The following is a 19,949-nucleotide window of genomic DNA, read 5'->3' as shown; positions in this document are numbered from 1 at the left end:
GACGACAAGGTCGGCAAAGCCCTCTCCCCGCGAGCAGGGCGAGGGGATGCGCACGACCGTTGAAACCGGTCGGAACCGCAGGAAGCGTCACCTTTCAAGCGTCCAGCCGCAGGCTTCGAGAGCTTGGTGGAGATGGGCTGGCACCGGCGCCTCGGCAGTGATCGCCGGCTTCTTCGGGTAGAGCGGCAGACTCAGGCTGCGGGCGTGCAGGTGCAGGCTCGGCTCCGATCCGCGCCGGGCGCTGCCGTAGATCGGGTCGCCGAGGATCGGCCAGCCCATGGCCGCGCAATGAACGCGAAGCTGGTGGGTGCGTCCGGTGACGGGCTCCAGGCCGAGCCAGGTCCGCCCCCGGTTGGGCGTGCGGCCGAGCACCCTCCAATGCGTCAGCGCCGGGTCGCCGGCGGGGTCGGCCTTCATCCACCAGCTTCGTGGGTCGTCCGAACGGCGCGCGAGGGGAAGGTCGATGCTGCCGGTCTCCGCCTCCGGGCCGCCCTCGACGAGGGCCCAGTAGGCCTTCCTCGCCGCCCCGGTGGCGAAGAGGCGGTTCAGGCGGGCGAGCGCCTTGGCGTGGCGGCCGAGCGCGAGGCAGCCCGAGGTGTCGCGATCGAGGCGGTGGGCCGCCTCGGGGCGACGAGGCAGCCCGAAGCGCAGGGCATCGAGATGGTCGGTCAGGGTCTCGCCGCCCTTCGGGCCCGGATGCACGGGAAGCCCCGCCGGCTTGTCGATGACGAGCACGAGGGCATCGCGGTAGAGCAGGCGCGCGCCTATGTCTGTGGGAGTGACGTCCGACGGCATGGTCGCCGGGGTTAGAGCATGATGCGGAAAACGGGAAACCGGTTTTCCGGACACATCGTGCGGCCGCGAAGAGATTGAGCGCAGCGTCCGGGAGCGAGTGCCGCATGAGCGACGACGACAAGCCGGGCTGGTTCGGCCGCCTGTTCGGACGAAAGGGCGAGGCCGCCCCGAAATCCGAGCCCGAGGCGGTGCCGCCCGTCGCGCCGGCCTCGCCCTCCGAGGGAAAGCCGGACTTCGCGACCGCCGCCGACGACGTCGCTCACGTGCCGGCGCCGTCGACCGAAGGCGCGGCCGAGGCACCGGACCGGAACCAGGTTCCCGACGAGCTCGAGGGCGCGGATCTTCAGCCCATCGAGGGTCAGACCGAGCTGCCGCCGGCCGGCACGGCCGGCGATCCCCCGGAGCGCGGCGCCGAGCCCGCCCACACGACGACCCAGGCCTTCGCCCCCGAACTCGCGCCCGTCGAGACCCCGCCCGCCCGGCCCGACCCCGACATCCAGCCCATCGATGCGGCGGCCGCGCTCGCCAGCGACGCCGCCAAGGCGCCGGGGCAGCGCGGCTGGTGGAGCCGCCTCACCGGCGGGATGAAGCGAACCTCCTCCGCCCTGACCGAGCGGGTCACGGGGTTGTTCACCAAGCGCAAGCTCGATGCGACGACGCTGGAGGACCTGGAGGACGCGCTGATCCAGGCCGATTTCGGGATCGAGACGGCGACGCGGATCTCCGAGGCGGTGGGCCACGGCCGCTACGAGAAGGGCATCTCGCCCGACGAGGTCCGGGCCATCCTGGCGGCGGAAGTGGAGCGGGCGCTCGCACCCGTCGCCGTGCCGCTGACGATCGACGCGGCGAAAAGGCCCTTCGTGATCCTCACCGTCGGGGTCAACGGCGCCGGCAAGACCACGACGATCGGCAAGCTCGCCCTGAAGCTCAAGGCGGAAGGGCGCAGCGTCATGCTGGCGGCCGGCGACACCTTCCGAGCGGCGGCGATCGAGCAGCTCAAGGTCTGGGGCGAGCGCACCGACACGCCTGTGATCGCCCGCCCGCAAGGGTCGGACGCAGCGGGGCTCGCCTTCGACGCGCTTGAGGCCGCCAAGGCGAAGGGCAGCGACGTGCTCCTGATCGACACCGCCGGGCGGCTTCAGAACAAGACCGGCCTCATGGCCGAGCTCGAAAAGATCATCCGCGTCATGCGCAAGGTCGACCCCGAGGCGCCCCACGCCGTCCTGCTCGTCCTCGACGCCACCGTGGGCCAGAACGCGATCAGCCAGGTCGAGCTCTTCTCGAAGGCGGCCGACGTCACCGGCCTCGTCATGACGAAGCTCGACGGCACCGCGCGGGGCGGCATCCTGGTGGCGCTGGCCGCCAAGTTCGGCCTGCCGGTCCACTTCATCGGCGTGGGCGAGGGGATCGAGGATCTGGAGCCCTTCACGGCCCGCGACTTCGCCCGTGCCATCGCGGGGCTCGATGCCGATTAAATGGCTGGGCCTGCGACCTCGTCGCCCGGATCGCACCGGCTTCCTTGGGCCCGAAGTTGGCTGATATGATCGCGACGCGGCGGAAGGCCAGGAGGGCCGACCTTGTTCCGAGACGGGCCTTCGGGCCATGACGTCGCTGCCATCCGACCGCTCCGGTCGGCCGCATCGCGCGAGGCGAAGCGAGTTCCCATGATGCAGATCGAAACCGTTCCCCCGCACCGCCACCTCGCACCCCTGCCCAAGCTCGTCCTTGAGCTCGGGCCGCTGGTGCTGTTCTTCCTCGCCAACGCCTATTCCGAGCGCTTCGGCGTGGCGGCCGAGCAGAAGCTCTTCGTGGCGACGGGCGTGTTCGTGGTCGCGACGGTGATCGCGCTCGCCATCCATTACGGGTTGGTGCGCCGGCTTCCCGTCATGCCGCTCGTCTCCGGGGTGGTGGTCGTCGTCTTCGGCGGCCTGACGCTCGCGCTGCAGGACAAGACCTTCATCATGATGAAGCCGACGATCGTGAACACGCTGTTCGGCCTCGTGCTGCTCGGCGGTCTCGCCTTCGGCAAGCCGCTCCTGTCCGTCGTCCTCGACAGCATGTTCGCGCTCACCGACGAGGGCTGGCGCAAGCTCACCCTGCGCTGGGCGCTGTTCTTCCTGTTCCTCGCCGTGGTGAACGAGGTGGTCTGGCGCACGCAGACGGAGGATTTCTGGGTCAATTTCAAGGTGTTCGGCATCATGCCGATCACCGTGATCTTCGCCCTGTCGCAGACGCCGCTGCTGATGCGCTACGAGCGCAAGGACGCGCCAGGGGCCTGACGGTCAGGGCTTCGCGGCCACCCCTCCGGCGGCGCGGATCTTGTCGAGCACCTGGCCGTAGTTCTCGTTCGTCAGGATGCCGACGAGCTTGTCGCGGATGATCCCGTCGGGCCCGATGATGAAGGTCTCGGGCACGCCGTAGACGCCGAAATCGATGCCCGTGCGCCCCGTCTGATCGACGCCGAGCGCCGCGAAGGGCACCCCGTTGCGGGTCAGGAAGCGGCGCCCGTTCTCGGGCGCGTCCTTGTAGTCGATGCCGACGAGGGTCAGGCCGGGTTCCCGGGCCAGCCGCGTCAGGAGCGGGTGCTCGATCTGGCAGGGCGCGCACCACGACGCCCAGAAGTTGATCACCGTGACCCGTCCCTTGAGATCGGCGCTGGAGAGGCCGGGCACGGGCTTTCCCTCCCGCTCGATCCCGGGCAGCGGTTCGAGGCTGAACGCCGGCGCCGGCTTCCCGATCAGGGCCGAGGGCACGGCGGCGGGATCGACCCCGGAGCGCAGGCGCACGAAGAAGATCGCGGCGAGGACCGCGAAGGCCACGAGCGGAAGGACGACGAGGAGCGAGCGGCGGGCAGGCTCGGGCGTCGATCCCTGAGCAGGGTTCGTCACCGGCCCTCCCCGGTCTCACCCTGCAGGGTGGCGAGAGTCCGCTTCTGCGCCCGGTGATCGCGCAGGGCGTTCAGGATCAGTCCGCCCACCACGAGGGTGGTGAAGGCGTAGGCCGCGACGATGAAGCCGGCGTGAGGTCCGAGATCCATGGGTGCTCAGAAGCCCTGCACGGCTTGGCCGACCGGCAGGGAGCCGGTGGAGGCCGGTCTTGCATCGAGCCGCTCCGCCTCGCGGATCGTCAGCGCCCGCACGCGGCGGCGCAGGATCTCCGTGCGCATCCCGTAGAGATGCAGCGTCACCCCGAGCAGGGTGAAGGCGAGGATCATCAGCAGCAGCGGGTAGAGCATGCTCGGGTCGATCGAGGAACCGCCCATGCGCAGGATCGAGGCCGGCTGGTGGAGGGTCGACCACCAGTTCACCGAGAACTTGATGATCGGCAGGTTCACGGCGCCGACCAGGGTGAGGATGGCGATGGCGCGGGCCGCCCGGTTGGGGTCCTCGATCGTCCGCCACAGGGCGATGATCCCGCAATAGATGAGGAACAGCACCAGCATCGAGGTCAGGCGGGCATCCCAGACCCAGTAGGTGCCCCACATCGGCTTGCCCCAGAGCGAGCCGGTGACGAGGCAGATGATGGTGAAGGCCGCCCCGATCGGCGCCGCGGCGCGCTGCGCCACGTCGGCGAGCGGATGGCGCCAGACCAGCGTTCCGATAGCCGAGAACGCCATCGATCCGTAGAAGAACACCCCGAGCCAGGCCGCCGGAACGTGGATGTACATGATCCGCACGGTCTCGCCCTGCTGGTAGTCGGGCGGCACCACGAACCAGGTCAGGTACAGCCCGATGCCGAGCAGCAGCGCCGAGAGCCCGGCGAGCCAGGGCATCAGCGGGCCGGTCCAGCGCATGAAGTGGCCGGGATGGGCGATGCGGTTCCACATGGTTCTTCGGAAATAGCCCAGGGTGCGGTGCAGCAGCAATGCGGGTGTTGCGCGCAGGATCGCGTCCTCAACTACTCCGACCACCGCAAGGCCGCCGCCGCCGCGAAGGTGCCGATCACGGCCGCGATCAGGCTCAAGGCGCCGAGGATCATCAGCGGGGTCGCGAAGGGCACCGTTCCGCTCGAGGCCGCCTCGCTCGCCGAGACGCCGAAGATCAGCGTCGGGATCATGAGGGGCAGCACCAGCACGGCGAGGATGAGGCCGCCGCGGCGGATCGAGGCCGTGAGCGCGGCGCCGACCGCGCCGACGAAGGTGAGCGCCGGCGTGCCCACGAGGAGGGTGAGCGCCGTGGCGAGCATCGCGGTGCCGTCGAGGGCGAGCAGCAGGCCGAACAGGGGGGAGACCAGGGCAAGCGGCAGGCCGGTCGTGAGCCAATGCGCGAGGACCTTGGCGAGCACCACCCCTTCGAGGGGGACGGGAGCGCCCGTCATCAGGTCGAGGGAGCCGTCCTCCTCGTCGGCCTGGAACAGCCGGTCGAGGCCGATGAGCGTCGCGAGCACAGCCGCGAGCCACAGGATCGCCGGCCCGATCCGCGAAAGGAGGTTGAGGTCCGGCCCAAGAGCGAAGGGGACCAGCACCACGATCATCAGGAAGAAGACGAGCGAGAGCGCGCCCGAGCCGCCGACGCGGGCGGCGAGGGTCAGGTCCCGGACGAGGAGGGCGAGGAGCGCGCGGGTCACCACCAGGCCTCTGCGGTGACCGGAGCCTCGGGCGCGGACGCGGTCTCACCGATGCGGAGCTCGCGCGCATCGTCGAGGCCGAGGCTCTGATGGGTGGCGGCGATGATCAGGCCGCCCTCCGCGCGGTGGCGGGCCATCAGGCCGGCGAGCACCGCCTGCGACGCAGTGTCGAGCGCCGCCGTCGGTTCGTCGAGGAGCCAGAGCGGCCGTCGGCAGACGAGGAGGCGGGCCAGCGCCACCCGGCGGCGCTGGCCGGCCGAGAGGTAGGCGACGGGGAGCTTGAGGGCATGGCCCAGGCCGAGCTCGGCCAGCGCCTCGCCCGGGCTCATGCGCGCCGCGCCGAGGAGGTCGCGGGCGAAGGCGAGGTTCTCTTCCGCCGTGAGCGGGCTCTTGAGGCCGTCGCGGTGCCCGACGACGTGGAGGCATTCGGGCAGCGTCGCCTCGCCGACCTCGGTGACTGCGATGGTGCCGGCATCCGGCTTCAGCCGGCCGGCAAGGAGGGCGAGCAGGGTGGATTTCCCGGCGCCGTTCCGCCCCGTCACCATCAGGGCTTCGCCGGGCTCGAGGGCGAAGGAGAGCCGAGAGAAGATGCGGCGGCCGGAACGGCGGGCGGCAAGGTCGTCGACGGTCAGCCGCACGCGTTCGCTCGAGCCAAAGCTTGTGTCCCTGTCGCAAGGGGCATGACACCTCGCCCCAGCCCTGCCCAGCTAGCAGGCAGTTTCGAAGTGTTCTATACCCAGGTCAGGCTGCGCCGCGCGACTCCAGGGCGTCCAATTCGCCCCTCGCGCAACATCCTGTCCGGGCACCCCCGGAGCGGCGTGCGACCGATCAGGCGCTACCAGCCGAACACGAATCCGTGGCGCAGGTTATGCCTGCGCGTGTTCGACAAACGCTCGCGAGGACGAACCCGTGGCATCCATCGACAGCTTCCGCTCCCGCCAGACCCTCACCGTCGGGGACAAGTCCTACACCTATTACGCCATTCCGCATGCCGAGAAGGCCGGCCTCGCCGACGCGACGGCGCTGCCCTTCTCGATGAAGGTGCTGCTGGAGAACCTGCTGCGCTACGAGGACGACCGTTCGGTCAAGAAAGCCGACATCGAGGCCACCGTCGCCTGGCTCGGCAATCGCGGCAAGGTCGAGACCGAGATCGCCTTCCGCCCCTCGCGCGTGCTGATGCAGGACTTCACCGGCGTGCCGGCGGTCGTCGATCTGGCCGCGATGCGCGACGCCATGGTCGCGCTCGGCGGCGACCCGCAGAAGATCAACCCGCTGGTGCCGGTCGACCTCGTCATTGATCACTCGGTGATCGTCGACGAGTTCGGCACCCCCAAGGCGCTCGCCGACAACGTCGCGCTCGAGTACGAGCGCAACGGCGAGCGCTACACCTTCCTGAAATGGGGCCAGTCCGCCTTCGACAACTTCTCCGTCGTGCCGCCCGGCACCGGCATCTGCCACCAGGTGAATCTGGAATTCCTCTCCCAGACGATCTGGACCAAGACGGAAGACGGCGCCGAGCTCGCCTATCCCGACAGCCTCGTCGGCACCGATTCGCATACGACCATGGTCAATGGACTCGCCGTGCTCGGCTGGGGCGTGGGCGGCATCGAGGCCGAGGCGGCCATGCTCGGCCAGCCGCTCTCGATGCTGATCCCCGAGGTCGTCGGCTTCAAGCTCTCGGGCAAGCTGCCGGAGGGCACCACCGCCACCGACCTCGTCCTCACCGTCACGCAGATGCTGCGCAAGAAGGGCGTGGTGGGCAAGTTCGTGGAGTTCTACGGCCCCGGCCTCGACGACATGGCGGTCGCCGACCGCGCCACGATCTCGAACATGGCCCCCGAATACGGCGCCACCTGCGGCTTCTTCCCGATCGACCAGAAGACCATCGACTTCCTGCGCGTCACCGGCCGCGCGGACGAGCGCATCGCTCTCGTCGAGGCCTATGCCAAGGCGCAAGGCATGTGGCGCGACGCGGCGACGCCGGACCCCGTCTTCACCGACACCCTCGAACTCGACATGGGCGACGTACGCCCCTCGCTCGCCGGCCCGAAGCGTCCGCAGGACCGGGTGCTGCTCGATGCCGCCAAGCCCGGCTTCGCGCAGTCCATGGAGACCGAGTTCCGGCGCGCCGCCGACATCGCCAAGCGCTATCCCGTCGAGGGCGCGAACTACGATATCGGCCACGGCGACGTGGTCATCGCCGCGATCACGAGCTGCACCAACACCTCGAACCCGAGCGTCATGATCGGCGCGGGCCTGCTCGCCCGCAACGCGGTCGCCAAGGGCCTGCGCTCGAAGCCCTGGGTCAAGACCTCGCTGGCGCCCGGCTCCCAAGTCGTCGCCGAGTACCTGGAGAAGGCCGGCCTGCAGCAGCCGCTCGACGCGCTCGGCTTCAACCTCGTCGGCTTCGGCTGCACCACCTGCATCGGCAATTCCGGGCCGCTGCCGGCGCCGATCTCGAAGGCGATCAACGACAACGACGTGGTCGCGGCGGCCGTGCTCTCGGGCAACCGCAACTTCGAGGGCCGGGTGAACCCGGATGTCCGCGCCAACTACCTGGCCTCGCCGCCGCTGGTGGTGGCCTACGCGCTCGCCGGCTCGATGCAGGTCGACATCACGAAGGAGCCGCTGGGCACGGGCTCCGACGGCAAGCCGGTCTACCTCGCCGACATCTGGCCTTCGAGCGCGGAGGTCCAGTCCTTCATCGAGGCCAACATCACCTCGACCCTGTTCAAGTCGCGCTACGCCGACGTGTTCGGCGGCGACCATTACTGGAAAGCCGTCGAGGTGACGGAGGCCGAGACCTTCGCCTGGGACTCGACCTCGACCTACGTGCAGAACCCGCCCTATTTCGAGGGCATGCAGAAGACGCCCGCACCCGTCACCGACATCGTCGATGCGCGCATCCTCGGGCTCTTCCTCGACTCGATCACCACCGACCACATCTCGCCGGCCGGCAACATCCGGGCGAACTCGCCGGCTGGCGCCTACCTGCAGGAGCATCAGGTCCGGGTGCAGGACTTCAACCAGTACGGCACGCGGCGCGGCAACCACGAGGTCATGATGCGGGGCACCTTCGCCAATATCCGCATCAAGAACCAGATGGTCCGCGACGAATCCGGACAGGTCGTCGAGGGCGGCTGGACGCTGTTCCAACCGTCGGGCGAGCGGATGTTCATCTACGACGCCGCGCAGAAATATGCGGAACAGGGCACCCCGCTCGTGGTCTTCGCCGGCAAGGAATACGGGACCGGCTCGTCCCGCGACTGGGCGGCCAAGGGCACGAAGCTGCTCGGCGTGCGCGCCGTGGTGGCCGAGAGTTTCGAGCGCATCCACCGTTCGAACCTCGTCGGCATGGGCATCGTGCCGCTGGTGTTCCAGGGCGAGACCTCCTGGGCCTCCCTCGGGCTCAAGGGCGACGAGACCGTCAGCCTTCGGGGGCTCTCGGGCGAGCTCAAGCCGCGCCAGACGCTGATCGCGGAGATCACCTCGGCGGACGGTGTGAGGCAGGAGGTGCCGCTCACCTGCCGCATCGATACGCTCGACGAACTCGAATACTTCCGCAACGGCGGCATCCTGCCCTACGTGCTGCGCTCGCTCGCGGCCTGACGGTCGGCCCGACTGGATGGGGTCCCGAGCCCGAGGTGCGGCCCAGCCGAGCACCTCGGGGAAGCGTCGGTTTGGACGTGGTCGGACCCCCTTGGCTGAGCCGGCTCGGCGGAGCGCAGGCATCACTTCATTGTGCACAAGCCTGTTTCCGCGGGGCCGCCGCTCCATTCTCCCCGGCGACAGCACAGGGAGAAACCCATGACACGCTCGGTCCCGCTCGCTTTGGCGAGTCTCGTCCTCTTCGTAGGTACGGTTTACGCCGCGCCGCGGCCCGAGCGCCTGCGCGGGACGATCGAGAGCGTCGACGCAGGATCCGTGACGATTCGGACGAGGGACGGAAAGTCCGAGACGGTATCGATCGGCGGGACCAGACTCGTCTCGGTGGTCCCTTCGAGTCTCGACGCGGTCAAGGACGGCGCGTTCATCGGAACGGCGACGAAGGGGGAGAACCCGATGACGGCCCTTGAAGTGGTCGTCTTCCCCGAATCCATGCGCGGCACGGCCGAGGGCTATTACGGCTGGGACACGATCCCGGACACGCTCGCCGGCGGTACCGCGGTGGAGAGCGCGATGACCAACGGCACCGTCAAGGCGGGCCCGCCAGTGGTGGAGAGCGCGATGACCAACGGGACGGTTGCGGGGAGTGCGGACGCGGGCGGCGAGAAGACCTTGACGGTGACGTTCGGCAAGGAAGGTTCGAAGACGATCGTCGTCCCGCGCCAAGCGCCGATCGTGGCCTTCGAGCCGGCCGATGCGGCGATCCTCAAGCCCGGCTCGAAGGTGTTCGCGGTGGGCACGCGGGACGGCTCGACCTTTCAGGCCCGGATGGTTGCGGTGGGCAAGGACGGTCTGACCCCGCCCATGTGAGCGACGCCCCGGGAATGCGGCGCGGGCCTACGTGATGGGCCCGGTCTCCGCGTCTCCTGGCGCTTCGACGAATTCCCGCCAGAGCAGCACCAGCGCGGCCATCACGGCCGGCCCGAGAAAGAGTCCGAGCAGGCCGAAACTCTCGACCCCGCCGAGGATGCCGAGCAGGACCCAGAGGAAGGGGAGGCGTGTCGTGCCGCCGATCAGTGCCGGGCGGACGAAGTGGTCGGCGACGAAGGTGACGGCCAGCCCCGCCGCGACGACGATGGCCGCGGGCACCAATGCGCCCGCCGCGGCGAGGATCAGCGCCGCGACGCCGAACACGAGGGGCGCGCCGAACGGGATCATCGCGGCGATTCCGGTCAGCGCCCCGAGCAGGACCGGATGCGGCACGCCGGTAGCGAAGTAGACGATCCCGAGCACGAACCCCTCGCCGAGTCCAACGAGCACGAGGCCGTCCACCGTGCCGTGGACCGAGGCGGCCATCTGCCGGGCGACGCGCTCCCCGCGCGGACCGAATAGCCGCTTGCTCGCGATACGGGCCTGTGCGGTCACCGCACGACCGTCGCGGAACAGGAAGAACAGGGCGAGCAGGGTGAAGCCGAACTGCACGACGCGACGGACGATCTGCGTGCCGAGGCTTCGGCTCAGGCCGATCAGGGTGGAATTGTCGAGCCGGTGCAGCAGCGCGGGCCCTGCCTCCGAATGGCTGAGATTCGCCTTCCACCACGCGGCCGCCTGCGCGGCGCCGAAGGGCAGGTGCGCCAGAACCTCGGGCACCGGGAGGCCGGTGCGCTCGAACGACCGCGCCCAGGTCAGCACGTCGTGCGCCTCGCGCGCCGCCTAAAACCGAGCACCACGAGCGGCGCCAGGAAGACCAGGGCGATCGCCCCGGTGAACAGGAGCGGCAGAAGCAGGTTGTGCCGGCCCGGCGGCCAGCGCCGCGCCGCGCGACGATAGAGCGGCCATAGGGCGATCGCGAGGATGATGGCCCAGACCAGGGCCGGCAGGAACGGCCTCAGGATCCAGAGCCCGAGGACAGTGAGGATTGCGACGAGCAGCAGGCGGGCGATCGCCTGGGCACGCGCGGGAGCCGTTGGAAGTCCAGGATCGTTGAGCGGCCGCGGGCCCTGGTCCATCGCAACCTCCTCGCGTTCGACCTTCGGGGAAGCTAGGGCAGTGCTCGGTCGAGAAAGGACGGGGCAGCTCCGCGACGCCCAAGGTTGCCCCCCTTTCACCCCTCATGTATGGAACCGCGGTCGTTCGATGGCGCCCGCGTGTCCTCTGCGCGGCGCATGGGGCGCGACCGGGGGCACCGGGCGCCATGCGCGCAGGCCCGGGATCGCCGATATCGGCGCGGACGGGCCCGGCGCGACACCCGAGACAATGCGAGAGTTCATGTCCGATCAGCCCACCGACGCCGCGAGCAGCACGACCTTCGACCGCGTCGCCGACATCATCGCCGATACCGCTGACATCCCGCGCGAGACCGTGACGCCCGAGAGCCACGCGATCGACGATCTCGGCATCGATTCGCTCGCGTTCCTCGACATCGCGTTCGCCGTCGACAAGGCCTTCGGGATCAAGCTGCCGCTCGAGCGCTGGACCCAGGAGGTCAACGAAGGCAAGGTCCCGGCCGAGGAATACTTCGTCCTCAAGAATCTCTGCGCCCGCATCGACGCGCTCGTGGCCGAGAAGGCCGCCAAGGCCTGAGGCCATGACGCCCTGAAGCCTCAAGCCTGGACGGCCGCTGCTTCCGCGAAGCGGTGCCGTGATAAGCTCCGGGCGCAGGTTCGTCCCGACGAACTGCACTCGAACGTCGCTCGAACCAAAGCCGGACCCATGCGCCTCGAATATTTCGAGATGATCGATTCCGTCTCGCAGCTCGACCGCGCGGCCGGCCGGATCGAGACGGTTGCGCTGGTGCCGATGGAAAGCCCCGTCTTCGAGGGGCATTTCCCGAGCTACCCCCTGGTGCCGGGCGTGCTCCTCACCGAGACGATGGCCCAGGCCTCCGGATACCTCCTGCTCGCCCATCTCGATTTCCGGCTGATGCCGTTCCTGATCGCCGTCGAGAAGGCGCGGTTCCGGGCCTTCGTCGGGCCGGGCACCCGGCTCGACGTCGAGGCGAGCCTCGAACATGACGGCTCGGGCTACGCCGTGACCAAGGCGGCGATCCGGCGCGAGGGCAAGCTCGTCGCCGATGCCGAACTGCGCTTCCGGACCATGCCGTTCCCCCCGGAGCTCGAACCGCCGATGCGCGCGCGGGCCGCGCAGATCGGACTGACCGGGCTGATGCAGCCGGTGCCGACCGAGTCGGCACCGGCATGAGCGGGCGCGACGTCGTCGTCACCGGGATCGGTCTCGTCTCCTGCGCCGGAGAGGGCATCGAGGCCCATCGCGCGGCGTTCCACGCTGGCGTCCCGGCGCGCACCGACGCGACGAGCTTCGCGCCCTATCCGGTTCACCCGGTGGCGCCGCTCGTCCTCGATGGGCAGATCCCGAAGAAATCCGACCAGCGCCAGATGGAGCCCTGGCAGCGGCTCGGCGTCTTCGCCGCCGGGCTCGCCCTCGACTCGGCCGGCGTGAAGTCCGACGCCGCCTTCAAGGCGAACCTGCACCTCGTCGTCGCGGCGGGCGGGGGCGAGCGCGACTACGCGGTCGACGGCGCCATCCTCACGGGCCTGCGCGATGCGGCCGATCCAGGCGCCTACCTCAACGAGCGCCTGCAGAACGACCTGCGCCCGACCCTGTTCCTCGCGCAGCTCTCCAACCTTCTCGCGGGCAACATCGCCATCGTCCACGGTGTCACCGGCGCCTCGCGCACCTTCATGGGCGAGGAGGCCTGCGGCACCGATGCCCTGCGGATTGCGCAGGCGCGCATCGCCTCGAACCAGATCGATGCCATGCTGGTCGGCGGCTCCTACAGCGCGGAACGTCCGGACGTTCTCGTCGTCCACGAGATGGGCGGATACCTGCGCAAGGGCGATTACCGGCCGGTCTTCGGCCGGGCCGGGGAGGGCGAGGCCGGCTTCATCCTCGGCAGCGCCGCCGCCTTCCTCGTGCTCGAAGCGGCCGCGCATGCCGCGGCGCGGGGTGCGAAGGCGCTGGCCACGATCGAGCCGGTGGCGAGCGATCGCACCCGGCGTGGCCCCGACAGCACCGCCGCCAGCCTGGAAAAGCTCTGGCAGACGAGCGGCATGACGGGACCAGACCGCGTGATCTCGGGCGCCACCGGCGTCGCCCCGATCACCACCGAGGAGGCGGAGGCGCTGGCGCGGCTCGCGCCCGGCAGTCCCGTCACGGCGCTCGGCGACGTGATCGGCCACCCCCTCGAGATCGTGGCGCCGTTCGGCGCGGCGCTCGCCGCCGCCCTCGTCGCGGAGGAGGGCGCGCGCGAGGTCGCGGTCACGACGATCGGCCATCGCCGCGGCGAGGGCCTGATCCGGGTCACGGCGGCCGGGTGACGCGGGTTCCGCGCCGCAAGCCGGCCGACATCGCGATGCACCCGGGCGCAAAATCATCTATGACGGCGCCATGACGAAGCTTTCCCACCGCGATCCGAAGGGCCGGCCGCTGGTCGCGGTCACCGGCCTCGGGATCGTCACCTCGCTCGGCCAGGGGCAGGCCGACAACTGGGCGGCGCTGACGGCCGGCCGCTCCGGCATCCATGCGATCGAGCGGTTCCCGACCACGGGCCTGCGCACGCGCATCGCGGGCACCGTCGATTTCCTCGACACCGAACCGCTGGTGGCGCCCGCCCTCTCGCAGCGCTTCGCCGAGGAGGCGGCCGAGGAGGCCATCGCGCAGTCGGGCATCGGTACCAAGGGCGACTTTCCCGGCGCCCTGTTCATCGCGGTGCCCCCGGTCGAGATGGAATGGCCGCAGCGGCAGGCCCTCGCCGAGGCGGCGGCGGAGAATGGCGATGTCACTTACGCGGGCCTTCAGCGCGCCGCCGCGACGCGCCGGTTCGATCCCTGGCACGACCTCTTCATCTTCGGCACGGTGGCCGATCACATCGCCGAACGCTTCGGCACGAAGGGCTCGCCGATCTCCCTGTCCACCGCCTGCTCGTCGGGCGCCACCGCGATCCAGCTCGGTGTCGAGGCGATCCGCCGGGGGGAGACGAAAGCCGCCTTGTGCATCGGCACCGACGGCTCGGTGAATCCGGAATCGCTGATCCGCTTCTCGCTGCTCTCGGCGCTCTCCACCCAGAACGACCCGCCCGAGGCCGCCTCCAAGCCGTTCTCGAAGAACCGCGACGGCTTCGTGATGGGGGAGGGCGCCGCGGCCCTCGTCCTCGAAGATGCGGAGGCCGCGACGGCGCGCGGCGCGAAGATCCTCGGCTACGTGCTCGGCTGCGGCGAGAAGGGCGACGGCTTCCACCGTACCCGGTCGAGCCCGGACGGCGCGCCGATCATCGCGGCGATCCGCGCGGCGCTCGACGATGCCGACACGCTTCCGCAAGCGATCAACACTATCAACGCGCACGGCACCTCAACGCCGGAGAACGACAAGATGGAGGCGATGGGCTGCATGGCCGTGTTCGGCGCGCAGATGGGCACCGTGCCGATTTCGTCGAACAAGTCGATGATCGGACACACGCTGACGGCCGCGGGCGCGGTCGAGGCCGTGATCTCGCTCCTGACCATCGCGAACGGCCGCATCCCGCCGACCATCAACTATGCGGTCCCCGACCCCGGCATCCCCCTCGACGTCGTGACCGAGGCGCGCGACGCGAGCGTCTCGCGGGTCCTGTCGAACTCCTTCGGCTTCGGCGGGCAGAACACTTGCCTCGTCCTCGCGGACGAGCCGGCGTGAGCGGACGGATTCTCGTCACCGGCGGCGCCTCCGGGCTCGGCGCCGCGATCGTGCGGGCGCTTGCGGGCCAGGGCTACGACGTCCTCTTCACCTATCGGTCCTCGGAGGAGGCCGCCTCCGGCCTCGTCGCCGAGCTAGCCCAGACACATCCGGAGCGTGGGATCGCGGCGAAAGCCCTCGACCTCGCCGACCGGGCGGCGCTCGACGGGTTCTGCGACGAGATCGAGGACGAAGGCTTCCACGGCCTCGTCCACAATGCCGGCCAATCCTACGACGCCCTGGCGGCGATGCTCGCGCAGGACCGCGCCGAGACGGCGATGCAGATCAATTTCTGGTCGCTGACCCGCCTCGCCAAGGCGCTCGTGCGGGGCATGATCCGCGCGCGTTCGGGCCGCATCGTCGCGATCGGCTCCGTGGCGGCGTCCCAGGCCAATCCGGGGAACGCGGCCTACGCCGCGACCAAGGGCGCCCTCGAATCCTATTGTCGGACGCTGGCGATCGAGACGGCCAAGCGCGGCATCACCGTCAACGTGATCGCTCCGGGCTTCATCGATACCGGCATGATGGCGCCCTACGCCGCCTACCGCGCGGGGATGGAGCGCCAGATCCCGCTTGGGCGCTTCGCACAGACCGACGAGGTCGCGGCGCTGGCGGCCTTCCTGATGGGGAAGGGCGCGGCCTACATCACGGGGGCGACGCTACCCGTCGATGGTGGTCTCACCGCAATGATGGGCGTTCACCGTGGCTGAGAGGCGGGACGCCTGATGCGCGCGACCCTGGCCGCCCTGCTCCTCGCAGGCTTCATCGGCGGGGCGGCGCACGCCCAGCCGCAATCCTTCCGCGTCGACGATCTGCCGCCGGGGGAGACGCTGACGATCCGCGAGGCGCCGGATGCCGAGGCTCCCGCCGTCGCGGAGGTGCCGCTCGGACGCCGCCTCCTCGCCTTCGGCTGCACGACGGACACCCCGAGCGGCCGGACCTGGTGCCGCGTGAAGTACGGAAGCAGCCTCGGCTGGGCGCGACGACGCTACCTGGCGCCGGATTGAGACCCCAGCCCGCGATCGAACTGGATACGTCATGCAAGCCCTCCAACTCTTCGGCGACCGCGACCTGCGCGTCAGTGAGGTCGACGCCCCGCCCGCGCCCGGCCCCGGCGAGGTTCAGGTGCGGGTCCGGGCCGTCGGGCTCAACTTCATCGACGTCTGGGGCTTTCGCGGCATGGCCTTCGCCAAGCGCAAGCTGCCGCTGACGGTGGGCGCCGAGGCCTCCGGCGAGATCGTCTGCGTAGGGGAGGGCATCGAGGGACTGGCGCCCGGCGACGCCGTGGTGATGTACGGCGCCCAGACCTGCGGCCATTGCCGTGCTTGCCGCGAAGGTCGCGACAACCTCTGCGAGGACGTCGCCGGCGTCATGGGCTTCCATATCGACGGCTTCGCCCGCGAGACGGTGACGATGCCGGCCCGCCTCATCGTCAAGGTGCCTGAGGGGGTCAGCTTCACGGACGCGGCCTGCGCGCCCATCGCCTTCGGCACCGTGCAGCACATGCTCTTCGACAACGCGCGCCTGGAGCCCGGCGAGAGCATCCTCGTCCATGCCGGCGGGTCGGGCATCGGCACGGCGGCGATCAAGATGGCCAAGGCCATCGGCTGCACGGTGTTCACGACCGTCGGCGACGACGCGAAGGGCGAGAAGGCGGCGACGCTCGGCGCCGACCACGTCATCAACTACCGGGACGAGCGCTTCGAGGGCGAGGTCCGCCGGCTGACGAAGCGCAAAGGGGTCGATGTCGTGTTCGAGCATGTCGGGCCGGAGACCTGGAACGGCTCGCTGCTCTGCCTGAAGCGCGGCGGCCGGCTCGTGACCTGCGGCTCGACCTCGGGCGTTTCGACGACGATGAACCTGATGCAGCTCTTCCAGCAGCAGTACCGCATCACCGGCTCGTTCGGCTGCTCGATGGCGAATATCCGCGACGCCCTCGCCAAGATGGCGGACGGCCTGACGCCGGTGGTCGACACGGTCCTGCCGCTCGCGGATTTCGGGCAAGGGCTGGAGCGCCTGGAATCCCGTAAGGTCTTCGGAAAGATCCTCGTCACCTTGTGAGCGCAGGGTGCTCCTGAGGGAAAAATGAACTAAGCGGGGCGGGCAGCCGCGTCCCCGATGGCCGTGCGCGCCGTCGCGAGACCCCCTTGCTCCGCCTTGCCCTGATCCTCAACCGACACCTGCCCCGGATCGCGGGGCTCGCGATGATCCCCCTGATCCGCGGCCTGTTCTGGCTGGCCCGGCGGCTTGGCACCGAGCGGGCGAGCCGGATCGGTGGAGGGATCACCCGCCGGATCGGGCCCTGGCTCCCGGCGCATCGCACCGCGACGGCGAACCTGCGCGCGGCCTATCCGGAATTTGGAGAGGACCGGGTTCAGGCCCTCGCCCGCGAGGCGTGGGACAATCTCGGCCGCACCGGCGCCGAATACGCGCACCTGAACACGCTGTTCGATCTCAGCGAGACCGACCCTGCGAGCCAGCGCATGGAGGTCGAGGGCGTCGAGCATTTCGAGGCGCTGCGCGACGACGGGAAGCCCGGCCTCATCTTCTCGGCGCATCTCGCGAACTGGGAGTTGCCCGCGATCTGCGCGGCGAAGTACGGCCTCGATGCCACCGCGATCTTCCGCCCGCCGAACGACCTCGCGGTCGCCCGCCTCGTGCAGGAGGTGCGCCGCGAGACGATGGGCGGTCTCGCCGCGTCGGGGCAGGGCGCGGTGTTCTCGATGCAGGGCGTGGTCGAGCGCGGCGGCCATCTCGGGCAGCTCATCGACCAGCACTTCACCCGAGGCGTCGTCGTCGAGTTCTTCGGGCGGCCGGTGCTGGTGAACCCGCTGCTCGGCAAGCTCGCGCGGCACTACGAGTGCCCCGTTCATGGCGTACGCGTGATCCGCCGCCCGGATGCCCGCTTTCGCCTGGAACTGACGCCGCCCCTCGACCTGCCGCGCGACGCCAAGGGCGAGATCGACGTGCAGGGTGCGATGCAGGCGATGACGCGGGTCATCGAGGATTGGGTGCGCGAGAACCCGGGCCAGTGGCTCTGGATGCACCGCCGCTGGCGGCCGAACATGCTGCCGAAGGTGAAGCCGAAGCCAAAATCGGAGCGTGCGACGACCGTCGTCGGTGCGCGCTGACCCCTCTTCCATAGGCTACGGATTTACACATCGTTGGTCGAACGATCGCGGGAGGCGCAAGTGGGCTCCCTCTCCTGGAAGGAGAGGGTTGGGGTGAGGTGTGGGACCTCTCTGGACGGATCACCCGATCTCCGCCGCCCTTTCCCGGACGCCTGGAGCGTCAGCGGAAGGCGGTCCGGGATCCAGCCAATGACCAGCCGCGGCAGCGGCTCTCCATGGATAGCGCCAAGGTTCGGCCGCTTCGCGGCTTCCCGCGCTGGGCCCCGGATCGGGTTACGCTGCGCTCCACCCGTCCGAGGAAGGGCGCCTTCTCTGGAAAACTCACACACCTCACCCTGTCCCTCTCCTTCCAGGCGAGGGGACCCGCGCTTCGACCGGCTGCGACAGCGCCGTCAGACACCGGTGTGTGAATCCAGTAGTCTCCGCGAGAGAGGATGGAGGCCGGTTTACCCCACCCACTCGCCGGCGCGCATCACGGGCACAGCTTCGCCCTCGGCGGTCAGCCCGTCGACGTCGACCTCGGCTGAGCCGATCATCCAGTCGATGTGGATCAGGCTCCGGTTGGCCCCCCGAGCGGCCAAGTCGTCCTCGCTCAAGCCCGCGCCGCCATCGCGAAAACACTTGCTGTAGGCTTGACCGAGCGCGATGTGGCTGGCGGCGTTCTCGTCGTAGAGGGTGTTGTAGAACAGGAGGCCCGAGGCCGAGATCGCGGAGGAGGCCGGCACCAGGGCGACCTCGCCGAGGCGGCGTGCGCCCTCGTCGGTGTCGAGCACGCGGGAAAGAACCTCCTCGCCGGCGCGGGCAGAGGCCTCGACGATGCGTCCCTCCTCGAACCGGACGCGAATGCCCTCGATGAGCGTGCCCTGGTAGGAGAGCGGCTTGGTGCTGGCCACATGACCGTGCACCCGCGCCTTGTGGGGCGTGGTGAAGACCTCCTCGGTCGGGATGTTGGCGTTGCAGGTGATGCCGTTGCGGGCGGTCGAGGCGCCGCCGCACCATTCGTGGTCGTCGGCGAGCCCCACCGTCAGGTCTGTGTCCGGGCCCCGGAAGCGCAGGGCCGCAAAGCGGTGGGCGTTCAGCTTGCCCATGCGGGCGTGAAGGGCGGCATTGTGCGCCTCCCATTCTCCGACCGGATCGGGTCCGTTCACCCGTGACGCGGAGAAGATCGCGTCCCAGAGGCGGGCGAGCGCGATGTCGTCCGGCTCGCCCGGAAACACGGCCCGCGCCCAAGGCACCGTCGCGGCCGAGACAATCGTCCAGTTCGTGGCGAAGTTCGCGATCAGCTCGAGCGCGGGCACATAGGCCTTGGAGCGGGCACGGTTAGCACGCGCCACCTTGCCCGTATCCTGGCCTGCGAGGAGCGAGGGATCATCGCCGGAGATCGCGAGCCGCGCCGCGCCGTTGCGGAAGGCCTCCGCCATGCCGGCGTAGAGCCAGCCCGCGGCCTTGTCGAAGGCGTCGTCCGGAGCGTGAGCGAAGCGGGCGAGCGTCGCGACGTCGTCCGAGAACAGCGTGGTCACGAGCGAGGCGCCGGCCCTGTAGGCTTCTGCCGTGATCGCCCGGGCGAGGGCGACCGACTCCAGCGGTGCCGTCATCACGAGTTCCTGACCCGGCCTCAGGCCGAGCCCGACCCGCACCGCCACCTCGGCAAGCCGGGCGAGCCGCTCGTCGTGCGAGGGGATTGCGTCGATCCGTGCCAGTCCATTCATCCCGGTGCCTTCCCGATCCTGCGTTCCTGCAAGATCGCTCCCGGGCGGGTCAGGTCAAGCGGCGCGCGACCAGCGGATCTCGCCGAGATTCTCGCGGAAGGCGAAGCGCATCAGGTGATCCGAGACCACGTTCTCGAGGCGGGTGAGGGCGGCCGGATCGGGCGTCGCGACCCGCATCAGCAGGGCGTCGGGCTCCGCCTCGAAGGTGCAGACCCGGTCCTCGCCGAAGGGGACGCCGCCGTGATCGTCGCTGGCCTCGACCGGGAACTTGTGGCTCCAGTGCCGGCAGAGCTGTTTGAGATAGCGGCTCGCTTCCGCCGTGGGCACCCGGGCCTGGGAGGTCGGCATCGCTTCAAGTCTCCGTTACGCGCGGTCCGCTGGCAGCGAGGCCGGTTTCGCCGCATCGCGAAAC

Annotated in this window: 20 protein-coding genes and 1 pseudogene; 12 read left to right on the top strand and 9 right to left on the bottom strand. The window is 69.9% G+C overall.

Going from position 1 to position 19,949, the window contains the following annotated elements:
- Positions 1-87: 87 nt before the first annotated feature.
- Entirely contained in the window at positions 88-795 is a 708-nt protein-coding gene (locus tag MFF55_RS11900; protein ID WP_238244300.1) for an RluA family pseudouridine synthase, read from the bottom strand.
- 104 nt (positions 796-899) lie between these two features.
- Here MFF55_RS11900 and ftsY point away from each other — a divergent pair, with 104 nt between their 5' ends.
- Positions 900-2,270 (top strand): signal recognition particle-docking protein FtsY, encoded by a 1,371-nt coding sequence (gene ftsY / locus MFF55_RS11895; protein ID WP_238244299.1) that lies wholly within the window; start codon positions 900-902, stop codon positions 2,268-2,270.
- A 192-nt stretch (positions 2,271-2,462) separates the two neighbouring features.
- Entirely contained in the window at positions 2,463-3,074 is a 612-nt protein-coding gene (locus MFF55_RS11890; RefSeq protein WP_238244358.1) for a septation protein A, read from the top strand.
- 3 nt (positions 3,075-3,077) lie between these two features.
- Here MFF55_RS11890 and MFF55_RS11885 read toward each other — a convergent pair whose 3' ends face one another.
- The 5 genes from MFF55_RS11885 to ccmA form a co-directional block, all read right to left on the bottom strand.
- Positions 3,078-3,683 (bottom strand): DsbE family thiol:disulfide interchange protein, encoded by a 606-nt coding sequence (locus tag MFF55_RS11885; protein WP_238244298.1) that lies wholly within the window; start codon positions 3,681-3,683, stop codon positions 3,078-3,080.
- Positions 3,680-3,832, bottom strand: a complete 153-nt coding sequence (gene ccmD / locus MFF55_RS11880) for a heme exporter protein CcmD (protein WP_238244297.1) — start codon at positions 3,830-3,832, stop codon at positions 3,680-3,682. Before ccmD ends, MFF55_RS11885 begins: the two co-directional genes overlap by 4 nt.
- Positions 3,833-3,838: 6 nt before the next feature.
- Complete coding sequence (locus MFF55_RS11875) at positions 3,839-4,621, bottom strand: heme ABC transporter permease (RefSeq protein WP_238244357.1); 783 nt, start codon at positions 4,619-4,621, stop codon at positions 3,839-3,841.
- Between the two features lie 71 nt (positions 4,622-4,692).
- Entirely contained in the window at positions 4,693-5,361 is a 669-nt protein-coding gene (gene ccmB / locus MFF55_RS11870) for a heme exporter protein CcmB (RefSeq protein WP_238244296.1), read from the bottom strand.
- The gene (ccmA, locus tag MFF55_RS11865; protein ID WP_238244295.1) at positions 5,358-5,999 is read right to left on the bottom strand and encodes a heme ABC exporter ATP-binding protein CcmA; all 642 of its coding nucleotides are present in this window, start codon (positions 5,997-5,999) and stop codon (positions 5,358-5,360) included. Before ccmA ends, ccmB begins: the two co-directional genes overlap by 4 nt.
- 271 nt (positions 6,000-6,270) lie before the next feature.
- Here ccmA and acnA point away from each other — a divergent pair, with 271 nt between their 5' ends.
- On the top strand, positions 6,271-8,970 hold the full coding sequence (gene acnA / locus MFF55_RS11860) for an aconitate hydratase AcnA (protein WP_238244294.1): 2,700 nt from the start codon (positions 6,271-6,273) through the stop codon (positions 8,968-8,970).
- 198 nt (positions 8,971-9,168) lie between these two features.
- Positions 9,169-9,837 carry a metal ABC transporter permease gene (locus tag MFF55_RS11855; protein ID WP_238244293.1) on the top strand — a complete coding sequence of 223 codons (669 nt, stop codon included), beginning with the start codon at positions 9,169-9,171 and terminating at the stop codon, positions 9,835-9,837.
- 27 nt (positions 9,838-9,864) lie between these two features.
- On the opposite strand, the pseudogene MFF55_RS11850 reads toward MFF55_RS11855, so the two are convergent.
- Positions 9,865-10,976, bottom strand: a pseudogene (locus tag MFF55_RS11850) (AI-2E family transporter).
- 259 nt (positions 10,977-11,235) lie between these two features.
- Here MFF55_RS11850 and MFF55_RS11845 point away from each other — a divergent pair.
- The 8 genes from MFF55_RS11845 to MFF55_RS11810 all read left to right on the top strand — a co-directional run bounded on the left by MFF55_RS11845 (position 11,236) and on the right by MFF55_RS11810 (position 17,828).
- Positions 11,236-11,550, top strand: a complete 315-nt coding sequence (locus MFF55_RS11845) for an acyl carrier protein (protein WP_238244292.1) — start codon at positions 11,236-11,238, stop codon at positions 11,548-11,550.
- 129 nt (positions 11,551-11,679) lie between these two features.
- Positions 11,680-12,168 (top strand): 3-hydroxyacyl-ACP dehydratase FabZ family protein, encoded by a 489-nt coding sequence (locus tag MFF55_RS11840; RefSeq protein ID WP_238244291.1) that lies wholly within the window; start codon positions 11,680-11,682, stop codon positions 12,166-12,168.
- The gene (locus MFF55_RS11835; RefSeq protein ID WP_238244290.1) at positions 12,165-13,304 is read left to right on the top strand and encodes a beta-ketoacyl-ACP synthase; all 1,140 of its coding nucleotides are present in this window, start codon (positions 12,165-12,167) and stop codon (positions 13,302-13,304) included. Before MFF55_RS11840 ends, MFF55_RS11835 begins: the two co-directional genes overlap by 4 nt.
- 70 nt (positions 13,305-13,374) lie before the next feature.
- Positions 13,375-14,658: a beta-ketoacyl-ACP synthase gene (locus tag MFF55_RS11830; RefSeq protein ID WP_238244289.1), complete on the top strand. Its 1,284-nt coding sequence runs from the start codon at positions 13,375-13,377 to the stop codon at positions 14,656-14,658.
- Positions 14,655-15,407: an SDR family NAD(P)-dependent oxidoreductase gene (locus MFF55_RS11825; protein ID WP_238244288.1), complete on the top strand. Its 753-nt coding sequence runs from the start codon at positions 14,655-14,657 to the stop codon at positions 15,405-15,407. The genes MFF55_RS11830 and MFF55_RS11825 overlap by 4 nt, the downstream gene beginning before the upstream one ends.
- 15 nt (positions 15,408-15,422) lie before the next feature.
- Positions 15,423-15,704 (top strand): SH3 domain-containing protein, encoded by a 282-nt coding sequence (locus tag MFF55_RS11820; RefSeq protein ID WP_238244287.1) that lies wholly within the window; start codon positions 15,423-15,425, stop codon positions 15,702-15,704.
- A 31-nt stretch (positions 15,705-15,735) separates the two neighbouring features.
- Positions 15,736-16,758 (top strand): zinc-binding dehydrogenase, encoded by a 1,023-nt coding sequence (locus MFF55_RS11815; RefSeq protein ID WP_238244286.1) that lies wholly within the window; start codon positions 15,736-15,738, stop codon positions 16,756-16,758.
- An 86-nt stretch (positions 16,759-16,844) separates the two neighbouring features.
- The gene (locus MFF55_RS11810) at positions 16,845-17,828 is read left to right on the top strand and encodes a lipid A biosynthesis lauroyl acyltransferase (RefSeq protein ID WP_238244285.1); all 984 of its coding nucleotides are present in this window, start codon (positions 16,845-16,847) and stop codon (positions 17,826-17,828) included.
- Between the two features lie 446 nt (positions 17,829-18,274).
- Here the strand turns inward: MFF55_RS11810 and MFF55_RS11805 are convergent, their stop codons facing one another.
- Both MFF55_RS11805 and MFF55_RS11800 read right to left on the bottom strand, forming a co-directional pair.
- On the bottom strand, positions 18,275-19,537 hold the full coding sequence (locus MFF55_RS11805; protein ID WP_238244284.1) for an aminopeptidase: 1,263 nt from the start codon (positions 19,535-19,537) through the stop codon (positions 18,275-18,277).
- Between the two features lie 54 nt (positions 19,538-19,591).
- Positions 19,592-19,885 (bottom strand): DUF2218 domain-containing protein, encoded by a 294-nt coding sequence (locus MFF55_RS11800; protein ID WP_238244283.1) that lies wholly within the window; start codon positions 19,883-19,885, stop codon positions 19,592-19,594.
- Positions 19,886-19,949 lie beyond the last annotated feature (64 nt).

Origin of the sequence: Methylobacterium iners, assembly GCF_022179305.1 — a bacterium.
Lineage (GTDB): Bacteria > Pseudomonadota > Alphaproteobacteria > Rhizobiales > Beijerinckiaceae > Methylobacterium > Methylobacterium iners.
Note: the sequence above shows the minus strand (reverse complement) of the source record. Positions and strands in the feature narration are given on the sequence as shown.

What these genes read in the sequence shown, in the direction of transcription:
- ccmD (WP_238244297.1), bottom strand. Translation starts at nt 3,832, where the DNA reads ATGGATCTCGGACCTCACGCCGGCTTCATCGTCGCGGCCTACGCCTTC.
- ftsY (WP_238244299.1), top strand. Translation starts at nt 900, where the DNA reads ATGAGCGACGACGACAAGCCGGGCTGGTTCGGCCGCCTGTTCGGACGA.
- MFF55_RS11835 (WP_238244290.1), top strand. Translation starts at nt 12,165, where the DNA reads ATGAGCGGGCGCGACGTCGTCGTCACCGGGATCGGTCTCGTCTCCTGC.
- MFF55_RS11820 (WP_238244287.1), top strand. Translation starts at nt 15,423, where the DNA reads ATGCGCGCGACCCTGGCCGCCCTGCTCCTCGCAGGCTTCATCGGCGGG.
- MFF55_RS11830 (WP_238244289.1), top strand. Translation starts at nt 13,375, where the DNA reads ATGACGAAGCTTTCCCACCGCGATCCGAAGGGCCGGCCGCTGGTCGCG.
- MFF55_RS11815 (WP_238244286.1), top strand. Translation starts at nt 15,736, where the DNA reads ATGCAAGCCCTCCAACTCTTCGGCGACCGCGACCTGCGCGTCAGTGAG.
- MFF55_RS11855 (WP_238244293.1), top strand. Translation starts at nt 9,169, where the DNA reads ATGACACGCTCGGTCCCGCTCGCTTTGGCGAGTCTCGTCCTCTTCGTA.
- MFF55_RS11840 (WP_238244291.1), top strand. Translation starts at nt 11,680, where the DNA reads ATGCGCCTCGAATATTTCGAGATGATCGATTCCGTCTCGCAGCTCGAC.
- MFF55_RS11800 (WP_238244283.1), bottom strand. Translation starts at nt 19,885, where the DNA reads ATGCCGACCTCCCAGGCCCGGGTGCCCACGGCGGAAGCGAGCCGCTAT.
- MFF55_RS11805 (WP_238244284.1), bottom strand. Translation starts at nt 19,537, where the DNA reads ATGAATGGACTGGCACGGATCGACGCAATCCCCTCGCACGACGAGCGG.
- MFF55_RS11890 (WP_238244358.1), top strand. Translation starts at nt 2,463, where the DNA reads ATGCAGATCGAAACCGTTCCCCCGCACCGCCACCTCGCACCCCTGCCC.
- MFF55_RS11900 (WP_238244300.1), bottom strand. Translation starts at nt 795, where the DNA reads ATGCCGTCGGACGTCACTCCCACAGACATAGGCGCGCGCCTGCTCTAC.
- MFF55_RS11845 (WP_238244292.1), top strand. Translation starts at nt 11,236, where the DNA reads ATGTCCGATCAGCCCACCGACGCCGCGAGCAGCACGACCTTCGACCGC.
- MFF55_RS11875 (WP_238244357.1), bottom strand. Translation starts at nt 4,621, where the DNA reads ATGTGGAACCGCATCGCCCATCCCGGCCACTTCATGCGCTGGACCGGC.